The sequence below is a fragment of the Pseudomonas sp. S2_B07 genome, assembly GCF_054668435.1.
Window position 1 is genome coordinate 4,553,787 of record NZ_CP162769.1, and the last position, 24,785, is coordinate 4,578,571.

Sequence of the window (24,785 nt, forward strand, 5' to 3'; positions counted from 1 at the left end):
GGCAACAGCTCTCAACGACGGGTCAACAACACCCCGGATTCCATGTGATGGGTCCACGGGAACTGGTCAAACATCGCGCACTGAGTGATGCGATGCGTGTCGTGCAACTGGGCGATGTTCGCCGCCAGTGTTTCCGGGTTGCAGGAAATGTAGAGGATGTTGTCGAAACGTCGGGTCAGCTCGCAGGTGTCCGGGTCCATGCCGGCGCGGGGCGGGTCGACGAACACGCTACCGAACTCGTAGCTCTTGAGGTCGATACCATGCAGGCGGCGGAACGGGCGGACTTCGTTCAGCGCTTCGGTCAGCTCTTCGGCGGAGAGTCGCACCAGGGTGACGTTATCCACCGCGTTTTCGCTGAGGTTGCTCAGCGCTGCATTGACCGAGGTCTTGCTGATTTCGGTGGCCAGCACTTTGCGTACGCGGGTCGCGAGCGGCAGGGTGAAGTTGCCGTTGCCGCAGTACAGTTCGAGCAAGTCGTCCGGGCGATCACCCAACGCGTCGTAAGCCCAGTTGAGCATCTTCCGGTTCACGGTGCCGTTGGGCTGGGTGAATGCGCCTTCCGGCTGGCGATAGCTGAAAGTACGGCCGCCGACTTCGAGCTGCTCAACCACGTAATCGTGACCGATCACTTCGCGTTTGCCTTTTGAGCGACCGATGATGCTCACGTTCAGGTCCGTGGCCAGTTTCGTGGCCGCCGCATGCCAGTGCTCGTCCAGCGGGCGGTGATAGCACAGGGTGATCATCGCATCGCCGGACAGGGTGGTCAGGAACTCCACCTGGAACAACTTGTGGCTCAGGGCCGCACTGGCTTTCCAGGCGGCTTTGAGCTTCGGCATCAGTTCGTTGATGCGCAGGCTGGCGATCGGAAACTCTTCGATCAGGATCGGCGTACGTTTGTCTTCCTGGGAAAACATCGCGTAGTGCCGCTCACCACCTTCACGCCACAGGCGGAATTCAGCGCGCAGGCGGAAGTTTTGCAGCGGAGAGTCGTACACCGCAGGTTCTGGCGCATCGAACGGGGCCAGGAGGTCACGCAGGCGCGTGACCTTTTCTTCGAGCTGAACGGCGTAGGCCTGGGTATCAAAAGTCATGCGTTGAACCAACCCAACTTGATCACGAACAGAATCGACAGGATCACCAGCGCCGGGTTCAGCTCACGGCCACGACCGGACATCAGCTTGATGGCGGTCCAGGAAATGAAACCGAAGGCGATGCCATTAGCGATCGAATAAGTGAACGGCATGGCCAGCGCGGTGATCACCACCGGTGCGGCAACGGTGATGTCGTCCCAGTCTATTTCGGCCAGGCCGGAGGTCATCAGTACGGCGACGAACAGCAGTGCCGGTGCCGTGGCGAAGGCCGGGACGCTGGACGCCAATGGCGAGAAAAACAGTGCCAGCAGGAACAGGATCGCCACCACGACGGCGGTCAGGCCGGTGCGGCCGCCCGCACTCACGCCGGCTGCGGACTCGATGTAGCTGGTGGTGGTCGAGGTGCCCAGCAGCGAACCGGCCATGGCCGCGGTGCTGTCGGCGATCAGGGCGCGACCCATTTTCGGCATGTGGCCGTTCTTGTCCATCAGGCCGGCGCGTTTGGCGACGCCGATCAGAGTGCCGGAGTTGTCGAACAGATCGACAAACAGGAAAGCGAAAATCACGCTGACCAGACCGATGTCCAGTGCGCCTTTGATGTCCAGTTGCATGAAGGTTGGGGCCAGCGACGGTGGCATCGACATCACGCCGCCGAAAGGGGTGAAGCCCATCAAGATCGAAATGATGGTCACCGCCAGAATGCCGATCAGCACGGCGCCGCGTACGGCCAGGGCTTCGAGGGCAACGATCAGGGCAAAACCCAGGGTCGCGAGGATCGGGGCTGGTTGTTTCAGATCACCGAGGCCGACCATGGTCGCCGGGTTGCTGACCACGATGCCGGCGTTGTGCAGGGCAATCAGCGCCAGGAACAGGCCGATACCGGCGGCAATCGCCGAGCGCAGCGGCAGCGGGATGCTGTTGATGATCCATTCACGGATACGGAAGATCGACAGCATGAAGAAGCACACCGCCGAGATAAACACCGCACCCAGCGCCACTTGCCAGGTGTGGCCCATGTGCAGGACCACGGTATAGGTGAAGAAGGCGTTCAAGCCCATGCCCGGCGCCAGCGCGATCGGGTAGTTGGCGATCAGGCCCATGATCGTGGAACCAATCGCCGCGGCCAGACAGGTGGCGACGAACACCGCGCCCTTGTCCATGCCGGTTTCGCCGAGAATGCTCGGGTTGACGAACAGAATGTAGGCCATGGCCAAGAAAGTCGTGACGCCCGCCAGAATCTCGGTCCGCACGTTGGTGTTGTGTGCCTTGAGTTGAAACAGCCTTTCCAGCATGTCTGCTCCCCGTGGCGCGCCCGGCGCCGTGAATGTATCGACCTCAACAGCAAAGCACAGACCACTGAACGCGCCTGGGAAATTACTGTGGGCCGGAAAAAGCCGCGCATCATACCAGCCGCGTGGGGTTATGGCTGCTGATGGCTGCGATCGTCGTCGATGTTTTGCCGTCAAGCGAAGTGAGCCATACTGCGCGCTGGTTTTGGGGGTCGTTATGTATTGCATGAAAACGCGTGTGATTGCCGTCATTGGCGTCGTGATGGCCTTGTTGCTGGGGGCACAAAACGCCTCGGCTGCGATGGCGCCGCGATTGAGCCAGTTGAAAGTGGTTAAGGTTGAATCGCCGGTCTGTGGCTTTGAAAACATTGCCGAAGGGCAGACCGAGACGCGTTGCGATCATAGTGGTCCGAGCATCAAGGTCTATGTGCTGGAAATCGGTTACGGCAGTAATAGTCCACATGTCGCGCTGGATGGTTTTGAAGTGGACGGCACCCGGTCGCCGGTATGTGCCTTTCAGACCGGCAACCTGACTGATTGCACACCCGGGGCAAAAACGGTCGGTTATCTGTATATCTTCAATCTTGCGGGCAAGCAGGACGGGACCTTCACGTTCAGCAACACCTCGATTAATGCGCCGAGCGATAAGATGTCGACCCAGCTTTACATCAAGTAACGGCTGCACTCGAACAAGCGTCAGGAAAGCTGACTACGCTTTAAAGATCACCCTGTGGACTGTCCCCATGACCTTTAGAGCTTTGATTACCCTCGCCGAGGGCATCGACGACCTGCAAACAGTGACCCTGATCGATGTGTTGCGCCGCGCCAACGTTGAAGTGGTGGTGGCCAGCATCGAGGGGCGGCGCATGCTCACCTGCGCCCGTGGAACCCGGCTGACGGCCGATGCCATGCTGGTGGACTTGCTGGCCCAGCCGTTCGACCTGATCGCCCTTCCGGGCGGCGCCGTGGGCGCGCAACACCTGGCGGCCCATCAACCCCTGCAACAACTGATCAAGGATCAGGCCGCCGCCGGGCGCCTGTTCGCCGGCATCGCTGAAGCCCCGGCGGTCGCGCTGCAGCACTTCGGCGTATTGCGTCAGCGACGCATGACCTGCCTGCCCTCCGCCAGTCATCAGTTGTCAGGTTGCAACTTCATCGACCAACCGGTGGTGGTCGACGGCAACTGCGTGACCGCCCAGGGTTCCGGGGCCGCTTTGGCATTTGCCCTGACGCTGGTGGAACAACTCTGCGGCAAGGCCACGCGCATGGCGGTGGCGGGGGAGATGCTGGCGTGAGGATATGTCAGGCGTGGATGGCGATGGGCTTGATCGCCGGCTGTTCGCGCTGTTCTGCTTGCCAGAGATCGTAATCAGTCTGAACCCCTAGCCACATGCGAGCCTTGCCAATCCCCGCCCGCTCCAGACGCACGGCCAGATCCGGACTGATGGGGGCGTGGCCATGCAGAACCCGAGAAAGGTGCGGTCGTGCAAAACCCAGATGGCGGGCGAGTTCCGTGACGCTGATGCCGAGTTCGGGTAACACATCCATCAAGAGTGTTTCGCCAGGGTGTGGCGGGTTGTGCATGGGCATTGCCTGCCTCCTGTCAGTGGTAGTCCAGATAATCGACCAGTTCGATATCTGAACCGATAAACCGAAAAACAACTCGCCAGTTCCCTGAAACAACTCAGCGACCAGAATTCGGCCAACTCTCCTCTGAGTGGATGCAGTCGCCATCCCGGAAGGTCTAGATCGCCGGGTAGCGTTGCGCGGTCCATGAACTGAAGTATCCGAGACAGACGCTTTGCATGGTCTACACGAATCCCTCGAGTCGAACCTGTTTCATAGAGGCCACGAAGGCCCTTGTGCCGAAAGGATTTGATCATGGGGCAAGTGTAAGGCGATACATTACACCTGTTGCGGTATCTAGTTAGTGCAACTGGTCGGCAAATTTGTGCCAGGCACCTGCTTCAGACCTTCACTTCCTCCAGCGGCACATGCATGCGGTCGCGATTGGCCAAGGTCGGGAACAGTTTCACCCAGGCCCCGGTTACCACCAGCGTGCCGATCCCGCCCATGACCACCGCCGGCACGGTACCGAACCAGTGGGCGGTCAGCCCGGATTCGAATTCGCCCAACTGATTCGATGCACCGATGAACAGGCCGTTCACGGCGCTGACCCGGCCGCGCATTTCGTCCGGGGTTTCCAGCTGCACGAACGAGGCGCGGATCACCATGCTGATCATGTCGGCTGCGCCCAGCACCACCAGCACTGCAAGCGAGAACCAGAACGAGGTCGACAGGCCGAAGGCGATGGTGGCGACGCCGAACACACCGACGGCGGTGAACATCACCCGTCCGACGTTGCGCTCAACCGCAAACCGCGCCAGGAATAGCGACATCAACAGCGCGCCGACGGCCGGCGCAGACCGCAGCAGGCCAAGCCCCCACGGGCCGGTCAGCAGGATGTCCTTGGCAAACACCGGCAGCAGCGCCGTCGCGCCGCCGAGCAAGACCGCAAACAGGTCCAGAGAAATTGCCCCGAGAATGTCCGGGCGACTGCGAATGAAGCGGATACCCGCCAGCAGCGAATCCAGCGTCGCCTTGCCCTTGTTCAACGGCGTTTGCCGGGCCGGCAAGTTGAGCATCAACCCGCAGGCAATGATGTAGAGGATTACGGTCGGGCCATACACCCAGACGCTGCCGAAGGCGTAGAGCAAACCGCCGAGCGCCGGGGCGACGATAGTGGCTGACTGCTGCGCGGATTGCGCGGCGGCCACCGCACGGGGAAACAGCGCGCTGGGCACGATGCTCGGCAACAGGGCTTGAGTGGTGGGCATTTCGAAGGAGCGCGCAGCACCGAGCAAGAACGCGAGGATAAAGATCATTTCCCGGGTGACATGATCGGTGGCGCTGCCGATGGCCAGCGACAGGGCGATCAACGCTTGCAGCGACTGGCAGATCGCCGCGACTTTGCGCCGGTCATAGCGGTCCGCGACGTGCCCCGTGTGCAGCATGAACAGCACGCGCGGGGCAAATTCCACCAACCCCACCAGGCCCAGATCGAGCACGTTGCCGGTTAACTGGTACAGGTTCCAGCCAATGGCCACGGTGAGCATCTGAAAACCGCTGGCGGTAAACACCCGAGCCAGCCAGAACGCGATGAAGGGGCGGTGATGACGTAACAGCAAGGGCTCTTGGCTGGGCATCTGCGGGGAAATCTGGGAGAGGGGAAGGGCGAGGTTATCACCAACCTGTAACCAGAAGTTGCAGCCACAGAAAATATACTTAGCTAGACATCGATCGTAAAAACACCTGATTCCTCTGTGGGAGCAGGCTGCTCGCGATGGCGGCCTATCCCTCGATACCGAGCTGCCTGGCACACGCGCTTCGCGAGCAAGCTCGCTCCCGCAGGGGAAATGTATCTGCCTGTAACGATAGCCATGAGGCAACTTGTCACGCGGCAAAAGACCACGCGGTTCATCCCCGGAAATGGGACTACTCTTTCAACGTTGATTGATCCAGATCAAAACCCCACCAGGAATTGATCCGGCGGCCATCAGGCCAGACTTCCCTGCGTTGTGAGGCTTTCAATAAAAAGAACGAATTCGAATTCGCCGCACTCCATACCCGTGGGGGCCGTTGGGTGCAGGCTTCCAGCCAGCAGCCGTATTAACTGACAGAGGAAGACTTATGTTCGGTTTAGAGGCACTTGATCTCGCCCGAATGCAGTTCGCGTTTACCATCTCGTTTCACATCCTGTTCCCGGCCATCACCATTGGCCTGGCGAGTTACCTGGCGGTACTCGAAGGTCTGTGGCTGAAAACCCATAACGACACCTACCGCGACCTGTATCACTTCTGGTCGAAGATCTTTGCCGTCAATTTCGGCATGGGGGTGGTCTCCGGGCTGGTGATGGCGTATCAGTTCGGCACCAACTGGAGCCGTTTTTCGGACTTTGCCGGATCGGTTACCGGGCCGTTGCTGACCTACGAGGTGTTGACGGCGTTCTTCCTCGAAGCCGGTTTCCTTGGGGTCATGCTGTTTGGCTGGAACAAGGTCGGGCGCAAGCTGCACTTCTTTGCCACGGTCATGGTGGCTATTGGCACGCTGATCTCGACCTTCTGGATCCTCGCCTCGAACAGCTGGATGCAGACGCCGCAGGGTTTCGAAATCGTTAACGGTCAGGTGATCCCCACCGACTGGCTGGCGGTGATCTTCAACCCTTCGTTCCCGTACCGCCTGATGCACATGGCGACGGCGGCGTTCGTTGCCACCGCCTTCTTCGTCGGCTCTTCGGCGGCCTGGCACTTGCTGCGCGGCAAGGACAACCCGGCGATCCGCACCATGTTGTCGATGGCCATGTGGATGGCCTTGATCGTTGCGCCGATTCAGGCGGTCATCGGTGACTTCCACGGCCTCAACACGCTCAAGCATCAGCCGGCGAAAATTGCCGCGATCGAAGGTCATTGGGAAAACATCGGCGACGAACCGACCCCGTTGATCCTGTTCGGCTGGCCGGACATGAAAGCCGAGAAAACCCGATTTGCCGTCGAGATTCCGTATCTGGGCAGCCTGATCCTCACCCACTCGCTGGACAAACAAGTCCCTGCGCTCAAGGAATTCCCGCCTGAAGACCGGCCCAATTCGACCATCGTGTTCTGGTCGTTCCGGATCATGGTCGGCCTGGGTTTCCTGATGATATTCACCGGGTTGTGGAGCCTGTGGCTGCGCAAGCGCGACAAGCTCTATACCTCGCGACCGTTCCTTTACCTGGCGTTGTGGATGGGGCCGTCGGGCCTGATCGCGATCCTCGCGGGTTGGTTTACCACTGAAATCGGCCGTCAGCCGTGGGTGGTCTACGGACTGATGCGCACGGCGGATGCTTCTTCCAACCATAGTTTCATGCAGATGAGCATCACGTTGATTCTGTTTGTGGTGGTGTATTTCGCGCTGTTCGGTGCCGGCCTGGGCTACATGATGCGCCTGGTGCGCAAAGGGCCGAAGATCGACGAAGGCAAGGAAACCAGCGAAGGTGGGCCTGGCAAGAAACGCACACCGGCCCGTCCGCTGTCCGCCGCTGACGATGATGACGCCGACAGTGACCACAGCCTGACCAAGGAGATTTGAGTCATGGGTATTGATCTTCCGCTGATCTGGGCCGTGATTATCATCTTCGGCATCATGATGTACGTGGTCATGGACGGCTTCGACCTGGGGATCGGGATTCTCTTCCCGTTCATCCCGGGCAAGACCGACCGTGATGTGATGATGAACACGGTCGCCCCGGTCTGGGACGGTAACGAAACCTGGCTGGTACTGGGCGGCGCCGCGTTGTTTGGTGCCTTCCCGCTGGCCTATTCGGTGGTGCTTTCGGCGTTGTACCTGCCGCTGATCCTGATGCTGATCGGGCTGATCTTCCGGGGCGTGGCTTTTGAGTTTCGCTTCAAGGCCAAGGACCACAAGCGCCACCTCTGGGACAAGGCTTTCATCGGCGGCTCCATCACCGCGACCTTCTTTCAGGGGGTGGCGTTGGGCGCCTTCATTGATGGATTGCCGGTGGTCAATCGCCAGTTTGCCGGTGGTTCGCTGGACTGGCTGACACCGTTCACTCTGTTCTGCGGCGTGGCACTGGTGGTGGCGTATGCACTGCTTGGTTGCACGTGGTTGATCATGAAGACCGAGGGCAAGCTGCAGGAGCAAATGCACAACCTGGCACGGCCGCTGGCCTTCGTGGTGTTGGCGGTGATCGGTATTGTCAGCATCTGGACACCCTTGGCCCACGCTGAAATCGCCGCCCGCTGGTTCACGCTGCCCAATCTGTTCTGGTTCATGCCGGTGCCGATTCTGGTGCTGGTGACCATGTATGGCTTGATCCGCGCCGTCGCCCGCAATGCGCACTACACGCCGTTCCTGCTGACGCTGGTGCTGATCTTCCTCGGCTATAGCGGTCTGGGCATCAGCCTGTGGCCGAACATCGTGCCACCGTCGATCTCGATCTGGGACGCCGCCGCACCGCCGCAAAGTCAGGGCTTCATGCTGGTGGGCACGCTGTTCATCATCCCGTTCATCCTGGGCTACACCTTCTGGAGCTACTACGTGTTCCGCGGCAAGGTCACCCACGAAGACGGTTATCACTGACACTGTAGGAGCGAGCGTGCTCGCGATGGCGCCCTCACTGGCGCCATCGATCTACCTGAGGATTGTTGTAATGACCGGTAAACATTCCCTGCACGACATTGAAGAAGCCGAAAAAAAACCGCTGTTGCAGCGGCTTGGATGGCTGGTCCTGATCTGGGTCGGTAGCGTCGGCGCCCTGTTTATCGTGGCCAGTCTGATGCGCATGTTCATGAATGCGGCAGGCCTGACTACACACTGAAGATCCCATCCCGTCGCCTTGGAGGCACGGATTCACAACCCTCCTGCGCGGAGGGTTTTTTTTGCCCCGGTTTATTTGCGGGCTTTGAGAATCACGAATTTTGGCGTGGCAGCCACTTGTTCGACGCCGCGGAACAGCCGTGCGAGCTTGCTGTGGTAACCCAGGTGACGATTGCCGACGATATACAGCGCGCCACCCACCACTAGCGCCTCGCGGGCCTGCTGGAACATGCGCCAGGCGAGAAAGTCGCCGACGACCTGTTGTTGATGGAACGGCGGATTGCACAACACCACGTCCAGGGATTGAGCTTCCTGCCCGGCCAGCCCGTCGCCGGCCCGCACAATGACCGCTCTGTCGCCCAGCGCCGCGCGCCAGTTTTCGGCAGACGATTGAACCGCCATGAACGACTCGTCCACCAGCGTGTACTGCGCCTCGGGGTTTTGCAGCGCACTGGCAATGGCCAACACGCCGTTACCGCAACCGAGATCGGCGACTCGCGCGGTGCCGAGGTTTTTTGGCAGGTGCGGCAGAAAGGCCCGGGTGCCGATGTCCAGCCCTTCGCGGCAGAACACATTGGCGTGGTTCAGCAGTTCAATGGCCGGCTCATCAAGCTGATAACGCGAAGGGTAGGGGGACACGACCGGGTCTTTTGCTTCAGGTGTGGCGATCAATAGCCGGGCCTTTTTCACTGCCAGGGAGGCCTGTACCGGGCCGACGTAGCGTTCTAGCAGATCACCGGCAGCACGTGGCAGGTGCTTGATCATCGCCGCGGCAATCACCTGCGCGCCTGGCGCCAGTTGGCCTTGCAGGCGAATCAGTTGTTCTTCCAGCAACGCCAGGGTTTTCGGCACCCGGATCAATACCCGGTCAAACGGGCCGCTGAACACGTCGCTGGCGGGCACGCTCGGTACGGCGTCAAACGCCTGGCCGTTACGGATCAGATTTTTTTCCAGTCCCTGAAAGGCGAGGAACGAATCACCACTGCTGATCACCCGGACCTTGCCCGCGAGGCTGGCGGCCAATGCACCAAAACTGTCGTTCAACACCAGTACCCGAGTTTCGGCCGAGGGCTGTTGTTCGGCCAGGTGGTTGAGCAGGTATTCGTCGGCGGCATCGAACGCTTGCAGCGGTTCGTTCTGCTGTTCTGGCTGACGGATCAGGTCGAGTTGGGCGAAGGGTGTTTCGAGCAGGGGCATGAGGCGGGGCTCTGGGTAGTCAACGGGTGTGGTGTCCCACGGCCGGAGGCGTTGTAGCAGGCGGGACCGGCCGAGTGCACGGCGTCGTGAAGTTATATACGACATCACTCAGGGGGCCGCAAATGGTACGTTTTTTTCGGTTGGATTACCCGTGGGTTTTCTTCGTACTGATTGGATTCAGATAGCGCCGACCCTCACAGCCTTTATCACGGCTGCAATCTTGTTGTTCACCCCAAATTTATGGATGCAGCTTTGCACATGATAATTGATGGTGCGTTCACTGATGCTCAGGATTTTGGAACATTCATAGGCCGTCTTGCCGTCGGCCGACAATTTCATGATTTCGATTTCACGCGTCGACAACCGGGGTGTGCATGCAATCGCCAGGCGGTGATCCAGCTTTTTTGCCACGAGCCCATGCAAATGGCGGTTGATTAAAATGGCGTAGGCCAGATGTGCATACCATTCATCGGCAGTGATCGGGCTGTTGCTTCTGGCCAGGCTAAACATGCTGCGCAGACCGCTGTCGTCATGAATCGATTGTGACCAACCATACTGCAAGCCTTGTTGTTTTTGCGCCTGCCTCAGCTGAGGGACCTTTGAGAAGAGCTCATCCTCCCAAAGAATTGGCAACTCTGAATGATTGCAATGAGCCAGTATTGGGTCTGTGTCACCTAATTGGTCATGTTCATATGCCGTGTTCCAATCGACGGGGTAATTGTTAAAACTTACCGTGTCTTGATTAAGCAAAACTGCGGGGGATGTAATTGAAAAAGCACAGAAATTGAAGCCAAGATCCTGAGCCAGTATGAGCGAAGTCTCATAGGCGGGCTTAACTTCCTTGGCTTCAAGTATCTGTTTTAGCTGTGACTCCTTCCACATCTTCATTGCAGCAACTCCATGCGGCTATCTTGGGGGGTGCAAATTGGATCCAGGATCCAACACGCCCAGAGTGTAGGAGTAATCCTACAAATGTGCTGCAATTTTTTTGCTCTTTAACATTATCGAAAGTGCATATCTGGTTCTTAGCTGCTCAGGCTCATGAAACTCTTTTCGCGGGGCGTATATCATTCTATGCATTGTTTTTTGTACAAGTTTTAGTCATGTCATCGACAATATAAAAGCAGCTGTACAACTAACGATGGATCTAATACCAAAGACACTACAAATCGTCGGTGTTTACATCGCCTGCTTTGCGCGACACTGGTGATATCAGTTCAATGGAGCGTCCCATGACCGCCAGTGCCGAAAAATACACTCGCCAAACCTTGCTCGACGTCCAGCCGTTGACCCCAAACCTGTTTACGCTGCGAGCCACGAGAGATCCGGGCTTTCGCTTCAGGGCCGGGCAGTTCGCCCGGCTAGGTGTCACCAAGGCCGATGGCACTACGGTCTGGCGAGCCTATTCAATGGTGTCGTCACCCCATGACGAATTTCTCGAGTTCTTCTCCATCGTGGTGCCAGGCGGTGAGTTCACCAGCGAGCTGAGTCGACTGAAGGTGGGTGATACGTTGCTGGTGGACCGCCAGGCCTTTGGTTATTTGACCCCGGACCGCTTTGTCGATGGACGTGACCTCTGGTTGTTATCCACAGGCACCGGCATTGCCCCGTTCCTGTCGATCCTGCAGGACTTCGAAGTGTGGGAGAAATACGAACGCATTATCCTCGTCTACAGCGTGCGTGAGGCCCGGGAATTGGCGTATCAGGCGTTGATCGCCGAGTTGGGACAGCGCGATTATCTGGCCGAAAACGCTCACAAATTGCAGTTCATCGCCACCGTCACTCGCGAACAACACCCAGGCGCCCTGAACGGACGAATCACCACGCTGATTGAAAATGGCGAGCTGGAGCGGGCAGCAGGCGTGGCGCTGACGCCCGAGCATTCGCGGGTCATGCTCTGCGGTAATCCGCAGATGATCGATGACACGCGCAAGCTGCTCAAGCAGCGGGACATGCACCTGAGCCTCAGCCGACGCCCAGGCCAGGTGGCGGTGGAAAACTTCTGGTAAAAAAACGGCGCCTCAAGGGCGCCGTTTCTGTTTGCAACCCGCCTTCAAGGCCGATCGTTCTGGGCCTTGAGCAGATCGCGGATCTCGCTCAACAACTCTTCTTCCTTGGTCGGAACCGGCGGCAGCGTCGGGGCCGCGGCCTCTTCGCGCTTCAGTTGGTTGATCGCTTTGATCCCCATGAAAATCGCGAACGCGACGATGATGAAGTCAATCATGCTCTGGATGAATTTGCCGTAGGCCAGCACCACGGCCGGGGCATTGCCTTCGGCAGCCTTGAGCGTAATGGCCAGATCACTGAAGTCCACACCGCCGATCAGCAAGCCAATGGGCGGCATGACCACGTCGCCGACAAACGACGTCACGATCTTGCCGAAGGCGGCGCCGATGATGATACCGACGGCCATGTCGATCACATTACCTTTGACCGCGAAGGCCTTGAACTCACTTATCACGCCCATAGGTTATTCCTTGTTACAGATGAGGTTGGTGAACGCAGTGTAATTCAGCAAAACGGCTCTTGCTCGAAACACCTCATTACAATGCTCGTGACTATCGACCTGTCTGCCGGCAATTAGTTTGCAAAGTGCCAGCAATCGCGCGCGAAATACGCGCTAACTGACTGATTAGCGACATAAATATCTGAATCATCACGTTGCGTTTTTTCTATTTAAGTTTTGCCGGTTCGGCCTCTAGCCTCGGTTCAGCGCACTGGGAGTGCGCCTTGAAAACAGAGGAACCTGATATGACTTCTACACTTGGCCTTGGGGCTTTTCCCCATTGGCGTACGCTTGGCGTTTTAACCGCCAGCCTGCTGTCCTTCTCCGTCCATGCTGCCAACTTGACCCGTGATAATGGCGCTGCCGTGGGCGATAACCAGAACTCACAAACGGCAGGTGCCACAGGCCCGGTGTTGTTGCAGGACGTGCAACTGATCCAGAAGCTGCAGCGCTTTGACCGTGAACGCATTCCTGAACGTGTGGTGCATGCTCGTGGCACTGGCGCCCACGGCACCTTCACCGTGACCAATGACCTGAGCGACCTGACCAAGGCGAAAGTGTTTGCTGGCGGTCAGAGCACACCGGTGTTCGTGCGATTCTCCGCCGTCGTTCATGGCAACCATTCGCCGGAAACCCTGCGCGACCCTCGTGGTTTCGCTACCAAGTTCTACACCGCCGACGGCAACTGGGACCTGGTGGGAAACAATTTCCCGACTTTCTTCATCCGTGATGCGATCAAGTTTCCAGACATGGTCCACGCGTTCAAACCCGACCCACGCACCAACCTCGACGATGATTCGCGGCGATTTGATTTCTTCTCCCATGTCCCTGAAGCCACTCGCACCCTGACCGAGTTGTATTCCAACTCGGGTACACCGGCCAGTTATCGGGAGATGGATGGAAACGGTGTGCATGCGTACAAGTTAGTTAATGCCAAAGGCGATGTGCATTACGTGAAGTTTCACTGGAAGAGTTTGCAGGGGATTAATAATCTCGATCCTGAGTTGGTGTCGAAAGTTCAAGGAAAAGATTACAGTCATATGACCAATGATTTGGTTGCTCATATTAACAAGGGTGACTTTCCGAAATGGGACTTGTACGTTCAGGTTGTGAGCTCTCAAGATTTGTACAAGTTTGATTTCGATCCATTGGATGCGACGAAGATCTGGCCTGGAGTTCCTGAACGAAAAGTTGGACAAATGATCCTGGATCGTAATCCTTCGAATGTCTTCCAGGAAACCGAACAAGTGGCGATGGCTCCGGCCAATCTGGTTCCCGGTATCGAACCTTCGGAAGATCGCTTATTGCAAGGGCGAGTGTTCTCCTATGCCGATACTCAACTCTATCGCCTGGGTGCCAATGCACTTCAGTTGCCGATCAATGCGCCAAAAGTTGCCGTGAATAACGGCAATCAGGACGGTGCGATGAACATCGGTCACAGCACCACAGGCGTGAACTATCAGCCAAGCCGTTTGATGCCCCGCGACGAGCCGCAAACCGCGCGTTACAGCCCATCGGCGCTGACGGGCAGCACCCAGCAGGCGAAGATCCCGCGCGAGCAAAACTTCAAGCAGGCCGGTGATCTGTATCGCTCCTTCAGTAAAAAGGAGCGGAACGACCTTATCGAGAGTTTTGGCGGTTCGCTCGCGACAACCGATGACGAGAGCAAGCACATCATTCTGTCGTTCCTGTACAAAGCCGACCCGGAATACGGGACCGGCGTGACCAAGGTGGCCAAGGGTGACTTGAGCCGGGTCAAGGCGCTGGCGGCCAACCTGGTCGACTGACGGCGTTTGCCTGAAATGCGGGACCTCCGATGAGGTCCCGTCGGGCCAAGGAGTTTGCGATGCGTATTTATCTGTTTGTGTGGCTGGCGTTGCTCTCGACCAGTGCCTTTTCCACCACACCCGACGACTCTGCGGCGCTGTCTGCTCAACTGCAGGATTACTACTTCGACGCCGCCCGCCGTGGCGATGTGCCCATGCTCGACACGTTCATTGAGGCTGGCTACTCACTCGATACCCGCGACAGCAAGGGCTACACCGCGCTGATCCTGGCGGCCTATCACGGCCAGACCGCCGCAGTAGAGCGTTTGCTCGCCGCCGGCGCGGATGCCTGTGCTCAGGACCAGCGAGGCAACACGGCATTGATGGGGGCGATTTTCAAAGGGGAAGTACAGATTGCCCGGACTTTACTATTGGCCAATTGCAGCCCCGACCAACGCAACGGCGCGGGGCAAACGGCTGCGATGTACGCCGGATTGTTCAAGCGTGCCGAACTGCTCGACGCACTCAAGGCCAAAGGTGCGGACCTGGAGGCCGAAGATCCATTGGGCAACAGTGCCACGCGTCTGGCCAGCGGCGAAATCCGTATCGCCGCGCCGCGCTGATCGGCGTCAGCTGAGCTATCATCGTGGTTTTTGCCGGGAGTTCAGATGGCCAAGGCCAAGCGCATGTACGGCTGCACCGAGTGTGGCTCAACCTTCCCCAAGTGGGCCGGCCAGTGCGGCGAGTGCGGGGCCTGGAACACGCTGACCGAAACCATGGTGGAAAGCGGTGGTGCCGCCGCCCCGAGCGGTCGCACCGGCTGGACTGGCCAACAGGCCCAGATCAAGACCCTGGCCGAAGTCAGTGTCGAGGAAATCCCGCGCTTTTCCACAGCCTCCAGTGAACTCGATCGAGTGTTGGGTGGGGGCTTGGTCGACGGTTCGGTGGTGCTGATCGGCGGTGACCCGGGCATCGGTAAATCGACCATCCTGTTGCAAACCTTGTGCAACCTCGCCAAGAGCATGCCGGCGCTGTACGTCACCGGCGAAGAATCGCAGCAACAAGTGGCCATGCGTGCCCGCCGGCTGGGCTTGCCGCAGGACCAACTGCGAGTGATGACCGAAACCTGCATCGAAACCATCATCGCCACGGCCCGGGTGGAAAAACCCAAGGTCATGGTGATCGACTCGATCCAGACGATCTTCACCGAACAACTGCAATCGGCCCCGGGTGGCGTCTCCCAGGTTCGCGAGAGTGCGGCCTTGCTGGTGCGGTATGCCAAGCAGAGTGGCACCGCGATTTTCCTCGTTGGTCACGTAACCAAGGAAGGCGCCCTGGCCGGTCCCCGTGTGCTGGAGCACATGGTTGATACCGTGCTGTATTTCGAAGGCGAATCCGATGGGCGTTTGCGTTTGCTGCGAGCGGTCAAAAACCGTTTCGGCGCGGTCAACGAATTGGGTGTGTTCGGCATGACGGACAAGGGTCTGAAAGAAGTCTCTAACCCGTCGGCGATTTTTCTCACACGCGCTCAGGAGGAAGTCCCTGGCAGTGTGGTCATGGCGACGTGGGAAGGGACGCGGCCCATGCTGGTGGAAGTCCAGGCCCTGGTGGATGACAGCCATTTGGCCAACCCGCGCCGGGTCACGCTGGGGCTGGATCAGAATCGCCTGGCGATGTTGCTGGCGGTTCTGCACCGTCATGGCGGCATTCCGACCCACGATCAGGACGTGTTTCTCAACGTGGTCGGTGGTGTGAAGGTGTTGGAGACCGCGTCTGATCTGGCCTTGATGGCGGCGGTCATGTCCAGTTTGCGCAACCGGCCATTGCCACATGATCTGCTGGTGTTTGGCGAAGTCGGCCTGTCCGGCGAAGTGCGCCCGGTGCCAAGCGGTCAGGAACGCCTGAAAGAAGCCGCCAAGCACGGCTTCAAGCGCGCCATCGTGCCCAAGGGCAATGCGCCGAAAGAGGCGCCGCCGGGTTTGCAGATTATTGCCGTTACCCGTCTGGAGCAGGCCCTCGACGCACTGTTCGAGTAACCATAGATGTAGGAGCCGGGCTTGCCCGCGATAGCGACTTGTCATTCAACGATGATGTTGACAGTGAAGTCGCTATCGCGGGCAAGCCCGGCTCCTACATTAGTGGATTTGTCGTGGGTTCAAACTTCGATCAGGGCGCCCAGCTCGCGTTCCAGCTCTTGCGGATCCCCTAGATTCAATTCGATCAACCGCCGTAGGCGTTCAATCGATTCCAGGCTGATGTGTTTGCAGACGAAGCCGAGCTGGCCATGGTCATCGTGGGTCAGTAGTACATCCATCTTGATCGCGACTTCAGGCGTCAGATGAACATCAACGCAAAAGTGATGCTCCCGATTGCCCAGCCATGGCTCGGGCTTCTCGACCAACAGCCCCTTGAGCGACAGATCAATCAACTTCACCTGCCAGATGTATTCGTCCTGGCCCAGTTCGGTTTGGGCGTCGAACGCGATACGTTTGAAGCGACGGCGGTCGGCTGCGTGTTCGCTCATGGCGCAATCCTCGGAAAGGTACGCTGACTATAGACCTGCATTGTTAAAGCCTGCCAGCGCGGGCAGGCGTCTAGACCAATGTCGGGGTATGGCCTTTGCCGTCAGGGGAGCTAAACTCGGGGTGGCTGTCTTTCTTGTCCACTCTGGCTGGAATCATAAAATGAAAAATAATAATAGCCTGCTACGCCATTTACCCTGGCTGCTGCTGGCAATCGTCGGTGCGTGCGCCCTTGGTGTGGTGGCATTGCGCCGAGGTGAGGCGATCAACGCCCTGTGGATTGTAGTCGCTGCCGTGGCCATTTATCTGGTTGCGTATCGCTACTACAGTCTGTTCATCGCCACCAATGTGATGCAACTCGACCCGCGACGGGCCACCCCCGCCGTACTCAATAATGACGGTCTGGACTACGTTCCGACCAACAAGCACATCCTCTTCGGTCACCACTTCGCGGCCATTGCTGGCGCGGGGCCGCTGGTCGGGCCGGTGTTGGCGGCGCAGATGGGGTATCTGCCCGGCACATTGTGGCTGATTGCCGGCGTGGTGCTGGCCGGTGCGGTTCAGGACTTCATGGTGTTGTTCATGTCGACCCGCCGCAATGGCCGGTCCCTGGGCGACATGGTCCGCGAAGAAATGGGCCGTATCCCCGGCACTATCGCGCTGTTTGGCTGCTTTCTGATCATGATCATCATCCTCGCGGTGCTGGCGCTGATCGTGGTGAAAGCCCTGGCCGAAAGCCCGTGGGGCATTTTCACGGTGATGGCGACCATCCCGATTGCGATGTTCATGGGCATCTACATGCGCTACATCCGTCCGGGTCGCATTGGCGAAATCTCCGTGGTCGGCGTGGCGTTGCTGCTCGGTTCGATCTGGCTCGGTGGGCAGATTGCCGCTGATCCGGTCTGGGCCAAGGCGTTCAGTTTCACCGGGATCCAGATCACCTGGATGCTGGTCGGCTACGGTTTTGTCGCGGCGGTACTGCCGGTGTGGCTGATCCTGGCACCCCGTGACTACCTGTCGACGTTCCTGAAAATCGGCACCATCGTGGCCTTGGCGATCGGCATTCTAGTGACCATGCCCGAGCTGAAAATGCCCGCGCTGACCCAGTTCATCGACGGCACCGGTCCGGTGTGGAAGGGTGGTCTGTTCCCGTTCCTGTTCATCACCATCGCCTGTGGCGCGGTCTCGGGTTTCCACGCGCTGATCTCTTCCGGCACCACGCCGAAGCTGCTGGATAACGAAGTCAATTCCCGTTACATCGGTTACGGCGCGATGTTGATGGAATCCTTCGTGGCCATCATGGCCATGGTTGCCGCCTCGGTGATCGAGCCGGGCGTGTACTTCGCGATGAACAGCCCGGCTGCCGTAGTTGGTGGTGACATCGTAGCGGTCGCGCAAACCGTCAGCAGCTGGGGCTTTGCGATTACCCCGGAAGCCCTGCAAGCGGTGGCCCATGACATTGGTGAAACCACTATCCTGGCCCGTGCCGGTGGCGCACCGACCCTGGCGGTGGGGATCGCGCAGATCCTGCACAGTGTCCTGCCGGGTGAAAACACCATGGCGTTCTGGTACCACTTCGCGATCCTGTTCGAAGCGCTGTTCATCCTGACGGCGGTCGATGCCGGTACCCGTGCCGGTCGCTTCATGCTCCAGGATTTGCTCGGCTCCTTCGTGCCGGCCTTGCGCCGTACCGAGTCCTGGACCGCCAACCTGATCGCCACCGGCGGTTGTGTGGCGATGTGGGGCTGGTTGCTCTACCAAGGCGTGATCGACCCGTTGGGCGGGATCAACACCTTGTGGCCGCTGTTCGGTATCTCCAACCAGATGCTGGCTGGTATCGCGCTGATGCTGGCAACCGTTGTGCTGATCAAAATGAAACGCCAACGCTATATCTGGGTGACCATGCTGCCGGCCGTCTGGCTGCTGATCTGCACCGTGACGGCGGGTTTCATCAAGCTGTTCGACGCTAATCCGGCCATCGGCTTCCTGTCGCTGGCGAAGAAATACAGCGATGCGCTGGCCAATGGTCAGCTCCTTGCCCCGGCCAAGGACATCACGCAGATGCAGCACGTGATCTTCAATGCCTACACCAACGCAACGCTGACAGCGCTGTTCCTGTTCGTGGTCTTCAGTATCCTGTTCTACGCACTCAAGGTCGGCATTGCCGCCTGGGGTACCAAAGAGCGTACGGATAAAGAAGCGCCATTCCAGGCCCTGCCGGACGCGTAATCGAGGATTGCAAGCATGTTCAATGACCTGAGTCGCCTCGGTAAATACCTCGGTCAGGCCGCGCGCCTGATGGTCGGCATGCCCGACTACGACAACTACGTCGAGCATATGCAAACCAAACACCCGGACAAACCGGTGATGAGCTACGAGATGTTCTTCCGCGAACGCCAGGAAGCTCGTTACGGTGGCAAGGGTGGGCCGAAGTGCTGTTGATCCGGTTGTCGGCTTAACAGCAATACCTGTGGGAGCGAGCTTGCTCGCGATGGCGGAATTTCAATCAACAGTGATGTTGAATGTTAAGCCGCTATCGCGAGCAAGCTCGCTCCCACAGTTGTTTTGTGTTGATACTTTAATTTTGTGAGTCAGGAGATCCAGTTTGTCCTCTCCCATCCCGGTAACAATCCTCAGCGGCTTCCTCGGCGCTGGCAAGACCACGCTGTTGCGCCACCTGCTCAAAGCCGAGCACGGGCTGAAAATCGCCGTGATCGAAAACGAATTCAGTGATGCCGGTATCGACACCCAGCTGTTGGGCGACGAGCCGGTACAAGTCATGACGCTGTCCAACGGCTGTGTCTGCTGCACCATCCACACCGACCTCACCAAAGCGCTGTACCTGTTGCTCGAACGCCTGGACAGCGGCGACATCGCCTTCGACCGTCTGGTGATCGAATGCACCGGGCTGGCCGATCCGGCGCCGGTGGCGCAAACCTTCTTCATCGATGAAGAGCTGCGCGAGCGCTACATCCTCGACGGCATCATCACCCTGGTGGACGCGGCGCACGCCGAGACTCACCTGACCCAAACCATCGCCCAGGCGCAAATCGGTTTCGCCGACCGCTTGCTGGTGAGCAAACGCGATCTGGTGGACGAGCCGACGTTCACCGCATTGAGTGAGCGTCTGACCCGCATCAACCGGCGTGCACCGATCCGCGTGGTCGATCACGGCCAGATCGACCTGGCCGAATTGCTCGACGTGCGTGGTTTTAACCTGAATGCCGACCTCGGCGGTGGCGTGAGTTTGCGTCCGGTGAGCAAAGCGCCGTCCATCGACCGCATCTCCAGCCTGGTGCTGCGCACCGACAAGCCACTGGATATCGACAAACTCAGCGAGTTCATGAATGAGCTGCTGGAGGATCACGGCAAGCAGTTGCTGCGCTACAAAGGCGTGTTGAACATTGCTGGCGAGCCGCGACGCATGGTGTTCCAGGGTGTCCTGAAGTTGTACGGATTCGACTGGGACACGGAATGGGCAGAGGGCGAGGCGCGGGAAAGTGTGATCGTGTTTATTGCCGATGATTTGCCGGAAGAGAAGATTCGTGAGGGATTTGCGCGGGTGGCGGCGCAGCCCTGATATTTTCGGTGGCTGAAAGAGCCTCTTCGCGAGCAGGCTCACTTCTACAGGGGAATGCATTCCAATTGTAGGCGTGAGCCTGCTCGCGATGGCGATTTACCCGGCAACACGATTCTGGCTGAGAGTCGGCCCAGAGCTCAGCAACACCGCTCCCAAATGATCCAGATGCTGATTCAGCAAGGCGACCGCCATCTCCTCATCGCCACGCTCCACCGCCGTCAAAACCCGCTGATGCACCTGCCAATCGCAATAACCCTCCAGCCAGCCATCAAACTGCGCAACGGCCAACGCAGTCAGCGGCACCAGACTGTCCAGAAAATGCGCCAAAGGAGCATTCCCCGCCATTTTCGCCAGTTGTAAATGAAATTCCCCCGACAACCGAATCGCCGAACCACGCTGGGTACTTTCGCGCTCGCTGTCGATCAACGCTCCCAGGCGTTTTAACGCGTGCGGGCACGGGTGCTGACAGGCCAACCGCACCAGCGTGATCTCGGCCAGCCGCCGTGCATGCAGCGTTTGCCGGACCTGCTCGACATTGAGCGCAGCGACACGGGGCCGATGATTTGCCCGAAGGACGATGATCTGCTGATGAGCCAATCGCGTCAGTACACCCCGGATATCACCGCGTCGAGCGTTGAACACCTGCGCCAGGCTTTCTTCGGTAAAACGACTGCCCGCATCAAGGCGCTGTTCGAGAATCGCATCGAAAACCCGTGAATACAGATTCTCCTCCCGGTTGGGAAAGGGCAGGGCAACAAGCGTCTGCGGTGAAGCGAAGCTGTTCATGGCCGGTCTCCGGTTCCAATGGTTTTAACTGCCGAGGTTGTCTTCCGGTATGTTCAATTCGATGCCCATTCGCCGTCCTTCGCGAAGGATGTGCCGACGCATTTCGGCACTGGCCTGGGCGCTGTTCTTGCTACGGATGGCGCGCACCACGGCTTCGTTTTCTTCCAAGCGCTCGGCCAGGTGTTCCGGCGAGTTGCGCAGCACTTGCGCGCTTTGCTTGAGTGCGTTACTGGTCTGCTGCACCACGCTCTGGAAAATCGGATTGGACGTCAGCGTGAACAATTCTTCGTGGAAGGCGATGTAGGCGTTGACCCCGGCCTCGGCGTCGTTGGCTTCCAGCGCTTCGCGCATGTCCATCAGGGTCAGGCGCAGTTGCCCGACTTCCTTGCTGCTGATCGACTGCGCCACCAGACCGACGATGAACGGCTCAAGGGTGTAGCGCAGCTGCAGCACGTCTTCCAGGCTCGCGCCGGCCACTGCGCTGTCGTGGCTTTGGCTGTCGCCGAGGTGGGCGTCGAGCACCACCACGCCTTTGCCCGGCATCGAGCGCACCAGGCCGAGGGTTTCCAGCACGATCACGGCTTCGCGCAGGCTCGGACGGCTGATGCCCAGTTGTTCGGCCAGTTCACGCTGGCCCGGCAACATCTCGCCGGAGCGCCACTGACCACGGGCCAGTGCGGCCCGAAGTTTTTCTACGACTGAATTGACGACCGTTGAAGTGGTAATCACGGTTTGCTCCATGGATAAAGGCAGGGGAGCCCGCCGTCTGGCAGGCTCCCACTTAATTCAAAATTCCTGCTGGTGCGCCGGCGCGACCGGTTTTCTCGGCTGGAAGGTATAACCCACCTGACCGGAAAGCACCTTGTTCGCGCGCTGGATGTCTATGTCTTTCTCCCAGCGGGCGATGGCCACGGTGGCAACGCAGTTGCCGATCAGGTTGGTCAGCGCCCGGCCGATGCCCATGAACCAGTCCACCGCGAGCACCAACACCAGGCCAACCACCGGAATCGCCGGGATCGCCGTCAGGGTGGCCGCGAGAATCACCAGCGCCGAGCCGGGAATACCGTGGGCGCCTTTGGACGTGATCAAGGACACCAGCAAAATGGTCAGCAAGTCGGTCATGGCCAGCGGCGTACCGGTGGCGTTGGCGATGAACACGATGGCGAGGGTCAGGTAAATCGAGAAACCGTCGAGGTTGAACGAGTAACCGGTCGGAATCACCAGCCCGACCGTCGAGCTGCCGATGCCCAGATGCTCAAGCTTGCGCATGATTTGCGGCAACACGGCGTCTGACGAAGCGGTGCCCATGACGATCAGCAGTTCTTCGCGCAGGTACTTGAGCAGCGGCCACATACGCAGGCCGGACAGGCGCATCACCAGGCCGAGGATCAGCGACACAAAAGCGGCGCACGTCAGGTAAAACAGGCCGACCAGGCTGCCCAGATGCTGCAGCGAATCCAGGCCATATTTGCTGGTGGTGAAGGCTATGGCGCCGAACACGCCGATCGGCGCCAGGCGCACGATCATGCCCATGATGCGGAAAATGACGTGGCTCAGTTCATTGATCAGTCGGGAGATGCCCGAGGCCGCTTCGCCCACCAGGTTCAACGCGCTGCCGAACAGCACCGAAAACAGCAGCACCTGCAGGATGTTGTTGTCGGCGAAGGCGCCAATCACCGAGGTCGGGATCAGGTCCATCAGGAATTGCGTGGTGGTGTGCATGTGCTGGCCGCGCTGGGCGATGTCACCCATGTCGGCAGCAGAGAGCTGATCCAGATGAATGTTCGCGCCACTGCCGATGCCGGTGCTGAAGGCGAAGACCAGGCCGATCACCAAGGCGATGGTGGTCAACACTTCAAAGTAAATCACCGATTTGAGGCCAATGCGCCCGACCTTCTTCAGATCGCCGGCACCGCTGATGCCGCTGACCACCACACAAAACACGATCAGGCCAATGAGCATCTTGATCAGCTTGATGAAGCCGTCGCCGAGGGGTTTGAGCTGGGCGGAGTATTCGGGAAGGGTCAGCCCGCAGACGATGCCGAGCACCAGTCCGAGAACCACTTGAAGGAAGATTGAACGCGAGCACCATCTGAGCATGGGAGGAATCCTGGTCGGTGTCCTGGCTGCCGTGCGCGAGGCGCATCAGATTCAGGACTTAATTATTGTGGTCTTACCGGTATGTCCAGTGCAGGCGCAGTCTAGACGCAGGTTTTAGGTGGTCGCAAGCAGAAATTGCATCAGCGGCATGACCGGTCTTACCAGTTGCGCGGAATGCCCCGATCTTGAGCCTTTTCGACCCTCGAAAAAATCACAGGTGAAAAAAAACCGGCCATCTCTGGCCGGTTTTTCATGTTGCTGGTCTAGCGGTGCAATTAAGCGCCGTACACCGGCAGTTTCTTGCAGATGGCCTTGACCTTCTCACGAACGGCGTCGATTACCGCTTCGTTGTTCAGGTCAGCCAGGATGTCGCAGATCCAGCCAGCCAGTTCCTTGCACTCGGCTTCCTTGAAGCCGCGAGTGGTTACCGCCGGAGTGCCGAAGCGCAGGCCGGAGGTGACGAACGGGGAGCGAGGGTCGTTTGGCACGGAGTTCTTGTTCACGGTGATGAACGCCTTGCCCAGAGCGGCGTCAGCGTCTTTACCGGAGATTTCCTGCTTGATCAGCGACAGCAGGAACAGGTGGTTCTCGGTACCGCCGGAAACCACGTCGAACCCGCGCTCGATGAATACGCCGGCCATGGCCTTGGCGTTTTTCACCACTTGTTGCTGGTAGGTCTTGAACTCAGGCTGCAGCGCTTCCTTGAAGCAGATCGCTTTAGCGGCGATCACGTGCTCCAGCGGGCCACCCTGGGCGCCCGGGAATACCGCGGAGTTCAGCTTCTTCTCGATGTCGGCGTTGGCGCGAGCCAGGATCAGGCCGCCACGTGGACCGCGCAGGGTCTTGTGCGTGGTGGTGGTCACGACGTCAGCGAATGGCACCGGGTTCGGGTAGACGCCAGCGGCGACCAGACCGGCCACGTGGGCCATGTCGACGAACAGGTAAGCACCGACTTTGTCAGCGATTTCGCGGAAGCGTGGGAAGTCCAGAATCTGCGAGTAGGCAGAGAAACCGGCCACGATCATTTTCGGCTTGTGCTCAACCGCCAGACGCTCGACTTCGTCGTAGTCGATCAGGCCGTTGGCGTCGATGCCGTACTGGATGGCGTTGTACAGTTTGCCGGAGGATGAAACGCTGGCACCGTGGGTCAGGTGACCACCGTGGGCCAGGCTCATGCCCAGGATGGTGTCGCCAGCCGACAGCAGGGCCAGGTAAACGGCGCTGTTGGCTTGGGAACCGGCGTGCGGTTGAACGTTGGCGTAATCGGCGCCGAACAGTTCCTTGGCTCGATCAATTGCAAGCTGCTCGACGACGTCAACGAACTCGCAACCACCGTAGTAGCGCTTGCCCGGGTAGCCTTCGGCGTACTTGTTGGTCAGTACCGAGCCTTGAGCCTCCATCACCGCTGGGCTGGTGTAGTTTTCCGAAGCGATCAGCTCGATGTGTTCTTCCTGGCGCTGAGCTTCTTGCTCCATGGCGGCAAAAAGATCGGCGTCGTACTTGGCAATAGTCAAATCACGGCTGAACATGGCGGTCCTCAAGGATCGGGGGCAGAAAAGGGGGGCATTCTAAC

General features: G+C 58.9%; 24 protein-coding genes and 1 pseudogene. 12 read left to right on the forward strand and 13 right to left on the reverse strand.

The genetic code is table 11. The features are described from left to right. Positions 1 to 11: 11 nt before the first annotated feature. Complete coding sequence (trmA, locus tag AB4N43_RS20920) at positions 12 to 1,091, reverse strand: tRNA (uridine(54)-C5)-methyltransferase TrmA (protein ID WP_460151909.1); 1,080 nt, start codon at positions 1,089 to 1,091, stop codon at positions 12 to 14. Beyond that, positions 1,088 to 2,383: an NCS2 family permease gene (locus AB4N43_RS20925; protein WP_027924235.1), complete on the reverse strand. Its 1,296-nt coding sequence runs from the start codon at positions 2,381 to 2,383 to the stop codon at positions 1,088 to 1,090. The genes trmA and AB4N43_RS20925 overlap by 4 nt, the downstream gene beginning before the upstream one ends. Positions 2,384 to 2,597: 214 nt before the next feature. Between AB4N43_RS20925 and AB4N43_RS20930 the strand changes: the two genes are divergently transcribed. Both AB4N43_RS20930 and AB4N43_RS20935 read left to right on the forward strand, forming a co-directional pair. Further along, positions 2,598 to 3,056, forward strand: coding sequence for a DUF4879 domain-containing protein (locus AB4N43_RS20930; protein WP_027924234.1), 459 nt, complete (start codon positions 2,598 to 2,600; stop codon positions 3,054 to 3,056). 67 nt (positions 3,057 to 3,123) lie between these two features. Further along, positions 3,124 to 3,675: a DJ-1 family glyoxalase III gene (locus tag AB4N43_RS20935; RefSeq protein WP_027924233.1), complete on the forward strand. Its 552-nt coding sequence runs from the start codon at positions 3,124 to 3,126 to the stop codon at positions 3,673 to 3,675. Between the two features lie 7 nt (positions 3,676 to 3,682). On the opposite strand, the gene AB4N43_RS20940 is transcribed toward AB4N43_RS20935, so the two are convergent. The 3 genes and pseudogenes from AB4N43_RS20940 to AB4N43_RS20950 form a co-directional block, all read right to left on the reverse strand. Beyond that, positions 3,683 to 3,970: a HigA family addiction module antitoxin gene (locus AB4N43_RS20940; RefSeq protein ID WP_059182122.1), complete on the reverse strand. Its 288-nt coding sequence runs from the start codon at positions 3,968 to 3,970 to the stop codon at positions 3,683 to 3,685. A 13-nt stretch (positions 3,971 to 3,983) separates the two neighbouring features. Further along, a pseudogene (locus tag AB4N43_RS20945) lies at positions 3,984 to 4,263 on the reverse strand (type II toxin-antitoxin system RelE/ParE family toxin). Positions 4,264 to 4,347: 84 nt separating this feature from the next. Beyond that, a complete protein-coding gene (locus AB4N43_RS20950) occupies positions 4,348 to 5,586 on the reverse strand; it encodes an MFS transporter (RefSeq protein WP_059182123.1) in 1,239 nt (412 codons plus the stop codon). A 484-nt stretch (positions 5,587 to 6,070) separates the two neighbouring features. Between AB4N43_RS20950 and AB4N43_RS20955 the strand changes: the two genes are divergently transcribed. The 3 genes from AB4N43_RS20955 to AB4N43_RS20965 all read left to right on the forward strand — a co-directional run bounded on the left by AB4N43_RS20955 (position 6,071) and on the right by AB4N43_RS20965 (position 8,756). Then, positions 6,071 to 7,507, forward strand: coding sequence for a cytochrome ubiquinol oxidase subunit I (locus AB4N43_RS20955; RefSeq protein WP_027924230.1), 1,437 nt, complete (start codon positions 6,071 to 6,073; stop codon positions 7,505 to 7,507). Positions 7,508 to 7,510: 3 nt separating this feature from the next. Next, positions 7,511 to 8,518: a cytochrome d ubiquinol oxidase subunit II gene (gene cydB, locus AB4N43_RS20960; RefSeq protein WP_059182124.1), complete on the forward strand. Its 1,008-nt coding sequence runs from the start codon at positions 7,511 to 7,513 to the stop codon at positions 8,516 to 8,518. A gap of 70 nt (positions 8,519 to 8,588) precedes the next feature. Beyond that, complete coding sequence (locus tag AB4N43_RS20965) at positions 8,589 to 8,756, forward strand: DUF2474 domain-containing protein (protein WP_081743969.1); 168 nt, start codon at positions 8,589 to 8,591, stop codon at positions 8,754 to 8,756. A 71-nt stretch (positions 8,757 to 8,827) separates the two neighbouring features. On the opposite strand, the gene AB4N43_RS20970 is transcribed toward AB4N43_RS20965, so the two are convergent. Next, positions 8,828 to 9,952, reverse strand: a complete 1,125-nt coding sequence (locus tag AB4N43_RS20970) for a methyltransferase (RefSeq protein ID WP_460151910.1) — start codon at positions 9,950 to 9,952, stop codon at positions 8,828 to 8,830. Positions 9,953 to 10,129: 177 nt separating this feature from the next. Next, entirely contained in the window at positions 10,130 to 10,840 is a 711-nt protein-coding gene (locus AB4N43_RS20975) for an autoinducer binding domain-containing protein (protein WP_460151911.1), read from the reverse strand. Positions 10,841 to 11,184: 344 nt separating this feature from the next. Between AB4N43_RS20975 and AB4N43_RS20980 the strand changes: the two genes are divergently transcribed. Beyond that, positions 11,185 to 11,961 carry a ferredoxin--NADP reductase gene (locus AB4N43_RS20980; RefSeq protein WP_027924226.1) on the forward strand — a complete coding sequence of 259 codons (777 nt, stop codon included), beginning with the start codon at positions 11,185 to 11,187 and terminating at the stop codon, positions 11,959 to 11,961. Between the two features lie 44 nt (positions 11,962 to 12,005). Here the strand turns inward: AB4N43_RS20980 and mscL are convergent, their stop codons facing one another. Further along, a complete protein-coding gene (gene mscL, locus AB4N43_RS20985; protein WP_027924225.1) occupies positions 12,006 to 12,419 on the reverse strand; it encodes a large-conductance mechanosensitive channel protein MscL in 414 nt (137 codons plus the stop codon). 284 nt (positions 12,420 to 12,703) lie between these two features. Between mscL and katB the strand changes: the two genes are divergently transcribed. The 3 genes from katB to radA are packed head-to-tail and all read left to right on the forward strand — an operon-like array spanning position 12,704 to position 16,260. Then, a complete protein-coding gene (gene katB, locus AB4N43_RS20990) occupies positions 12,704 to 14,245 on the forward strand; it encodes a catalase KatB (protein ID WP_059182126.1) in 1,542 nt (513 codons plus the stop codon). Between the two features lie 59 nt (positions 14,246 to 14,304). Then, positions 14,305 to 14,847 carry an ankyrin repeat domain-containing protein gene (locus tag AB4N43_RS20995; protein ID WP_027924223.1) on the forward strand — a complete coding sequence of 181 codons (543 nt, stop codon included), beginning with the start codon at positions 14,305 to 14,307 and terminating at the stop codon, positions 14,845 to 14,847. 45 nt (positions 14,848 to 14,892) lie between these two features. Next, positions 14,893 to 16,260, forward strand: a complete 1,368-nt coding sequence (gene radA / locus AB4N43_RS21000; RefSeq protein WP_008040321.1) for a DNA repair protein RadA — start codon at positions 14,893 to 14,895, stop codon at positions 16,258 to 16,260. 119 nt (positions 16,261 to 16,379) lie between these two features. On the opposite strand, the gene AB4N43_RS21005 is transcribed toward radA, so the two are convergent. After that, positions 16,380 to 16,748: a PilZ domain-containing protein gene (locus AB4N43_RS21005; protein WP_194940756.1), complete on the reverse strand. Its 369-nt coding sequence runs from the start codon at positions 16,746 to 16,748 to the stop codon at positions 16,380 to 16,382. Positions 16,749 to 16,908: 160 nt separating this feature from the next. Between AB4N43_RS21005 and AB4N43_RS21010 the strand changes: the two genes are divergently transcribed. From AB4N43_RS21010 to yjiA, 3 genes are all read left to right on the forward strand, one after another. Continuing rightward, positions 16,909 to 18,975, forward strand: coding sequence for a carbon starvation CstA family protein (locus AB4N43_RS21010; RefSeq protein WP_027924221.1), 2,067 nt, complete (start codon positions 16,909 to 16,911; stop codon positions 18,973 to 18,975). Positions 18,976 to 18,990: 15 nt separating this feature from the next. Next, positions 18,991 to 19,188 (forward strand): YbdD/YjiX family protein, encoded by a 198-nt coding sequence (locus tag AB4N43_RS21015; protein WP_007895266.1) that lies wholly within the window; start codon positions 18,991 to 18,993, stop codon positions 19,186 to 19,188. 163 nt (positions 19,189 to 19,351) lie between these two features. Further along, a complete protein-coding gene (gene yjiA / locus AB4N43_RS21020) occupies positions 19,352 to 20,326 on the forward strand; it encodes a GTPase (protein WP_059182127.1) in 975 nt (324 codons plus the stop codon). A gap of 96 nt (positions 20,327 to 20,422) precedes the next feature. Here the strand turns inward: yjiA and AB4N43_RS21025 are convergent, their stop codons facing one another. The 4 genes from AB4N43_RS21025 to glyA all read right to left on the reverse strand — a co-directional run bounded on the left by AB4N43_RS21025 (position 20,423) and on the right by glyA (position 24,741). Then, positions 20,423 to 21,112: a GntR family transcriptional regulator gene (locus AB4N43_RS21025; protein WP_027924219.1), complete on the reverse strand. Its 690-nt coding sequence runs from the start codon at positions 21,110 to 21,112 to the stop codon at positions 20,423 to 20,425. Positions 21,113 to 21,136: 24 nt separating this feature from the next. Continuing rightward, positions 21,137 to 21,841: a FadR/GntR family transcriptional regulator gene (locus AB4N43_RS21030; RefSeq protein WP_027924218.1), complete on the reverse strand. Its 705-nt coding sequence runs from the start codon at positions 21,839 to 21,841 to the stop codon at positions 21,137 to 21,139. Positions 21,842 to 21,898: 57 nt separating this feature from the next. After that, the gene (locus AB4N43_RS21035) at positions 21,899 to 23,212 is read right to left on the reverse strand and encodes a C4-dicarboxylate transporter DctA (RefSeq protein ID WP_027924217.1); all 1,314 of its coding nucleotides are present in this window, start codon (positions 23,210 to 23,212) and stop codon (positions 21,899 to 21,901) included. Positions 23,213 to 23,487: 275 nt separating this feature from the next. Further along, on the reverse strand, positions 23,488 to 24,741 hold the full coding sequence (glyA, locus tag AB4N43_RS21040) for a serine hydroxymethyltransferase (RefSeq protein ID WP_059182128.1): 1,254 nt from the start codon (positions 24,739 to 24,741) through the stop codon (positions 23,488 to 23,490). Positions 24,742 to 24,785: the final 44 nt, after the last annotated feature.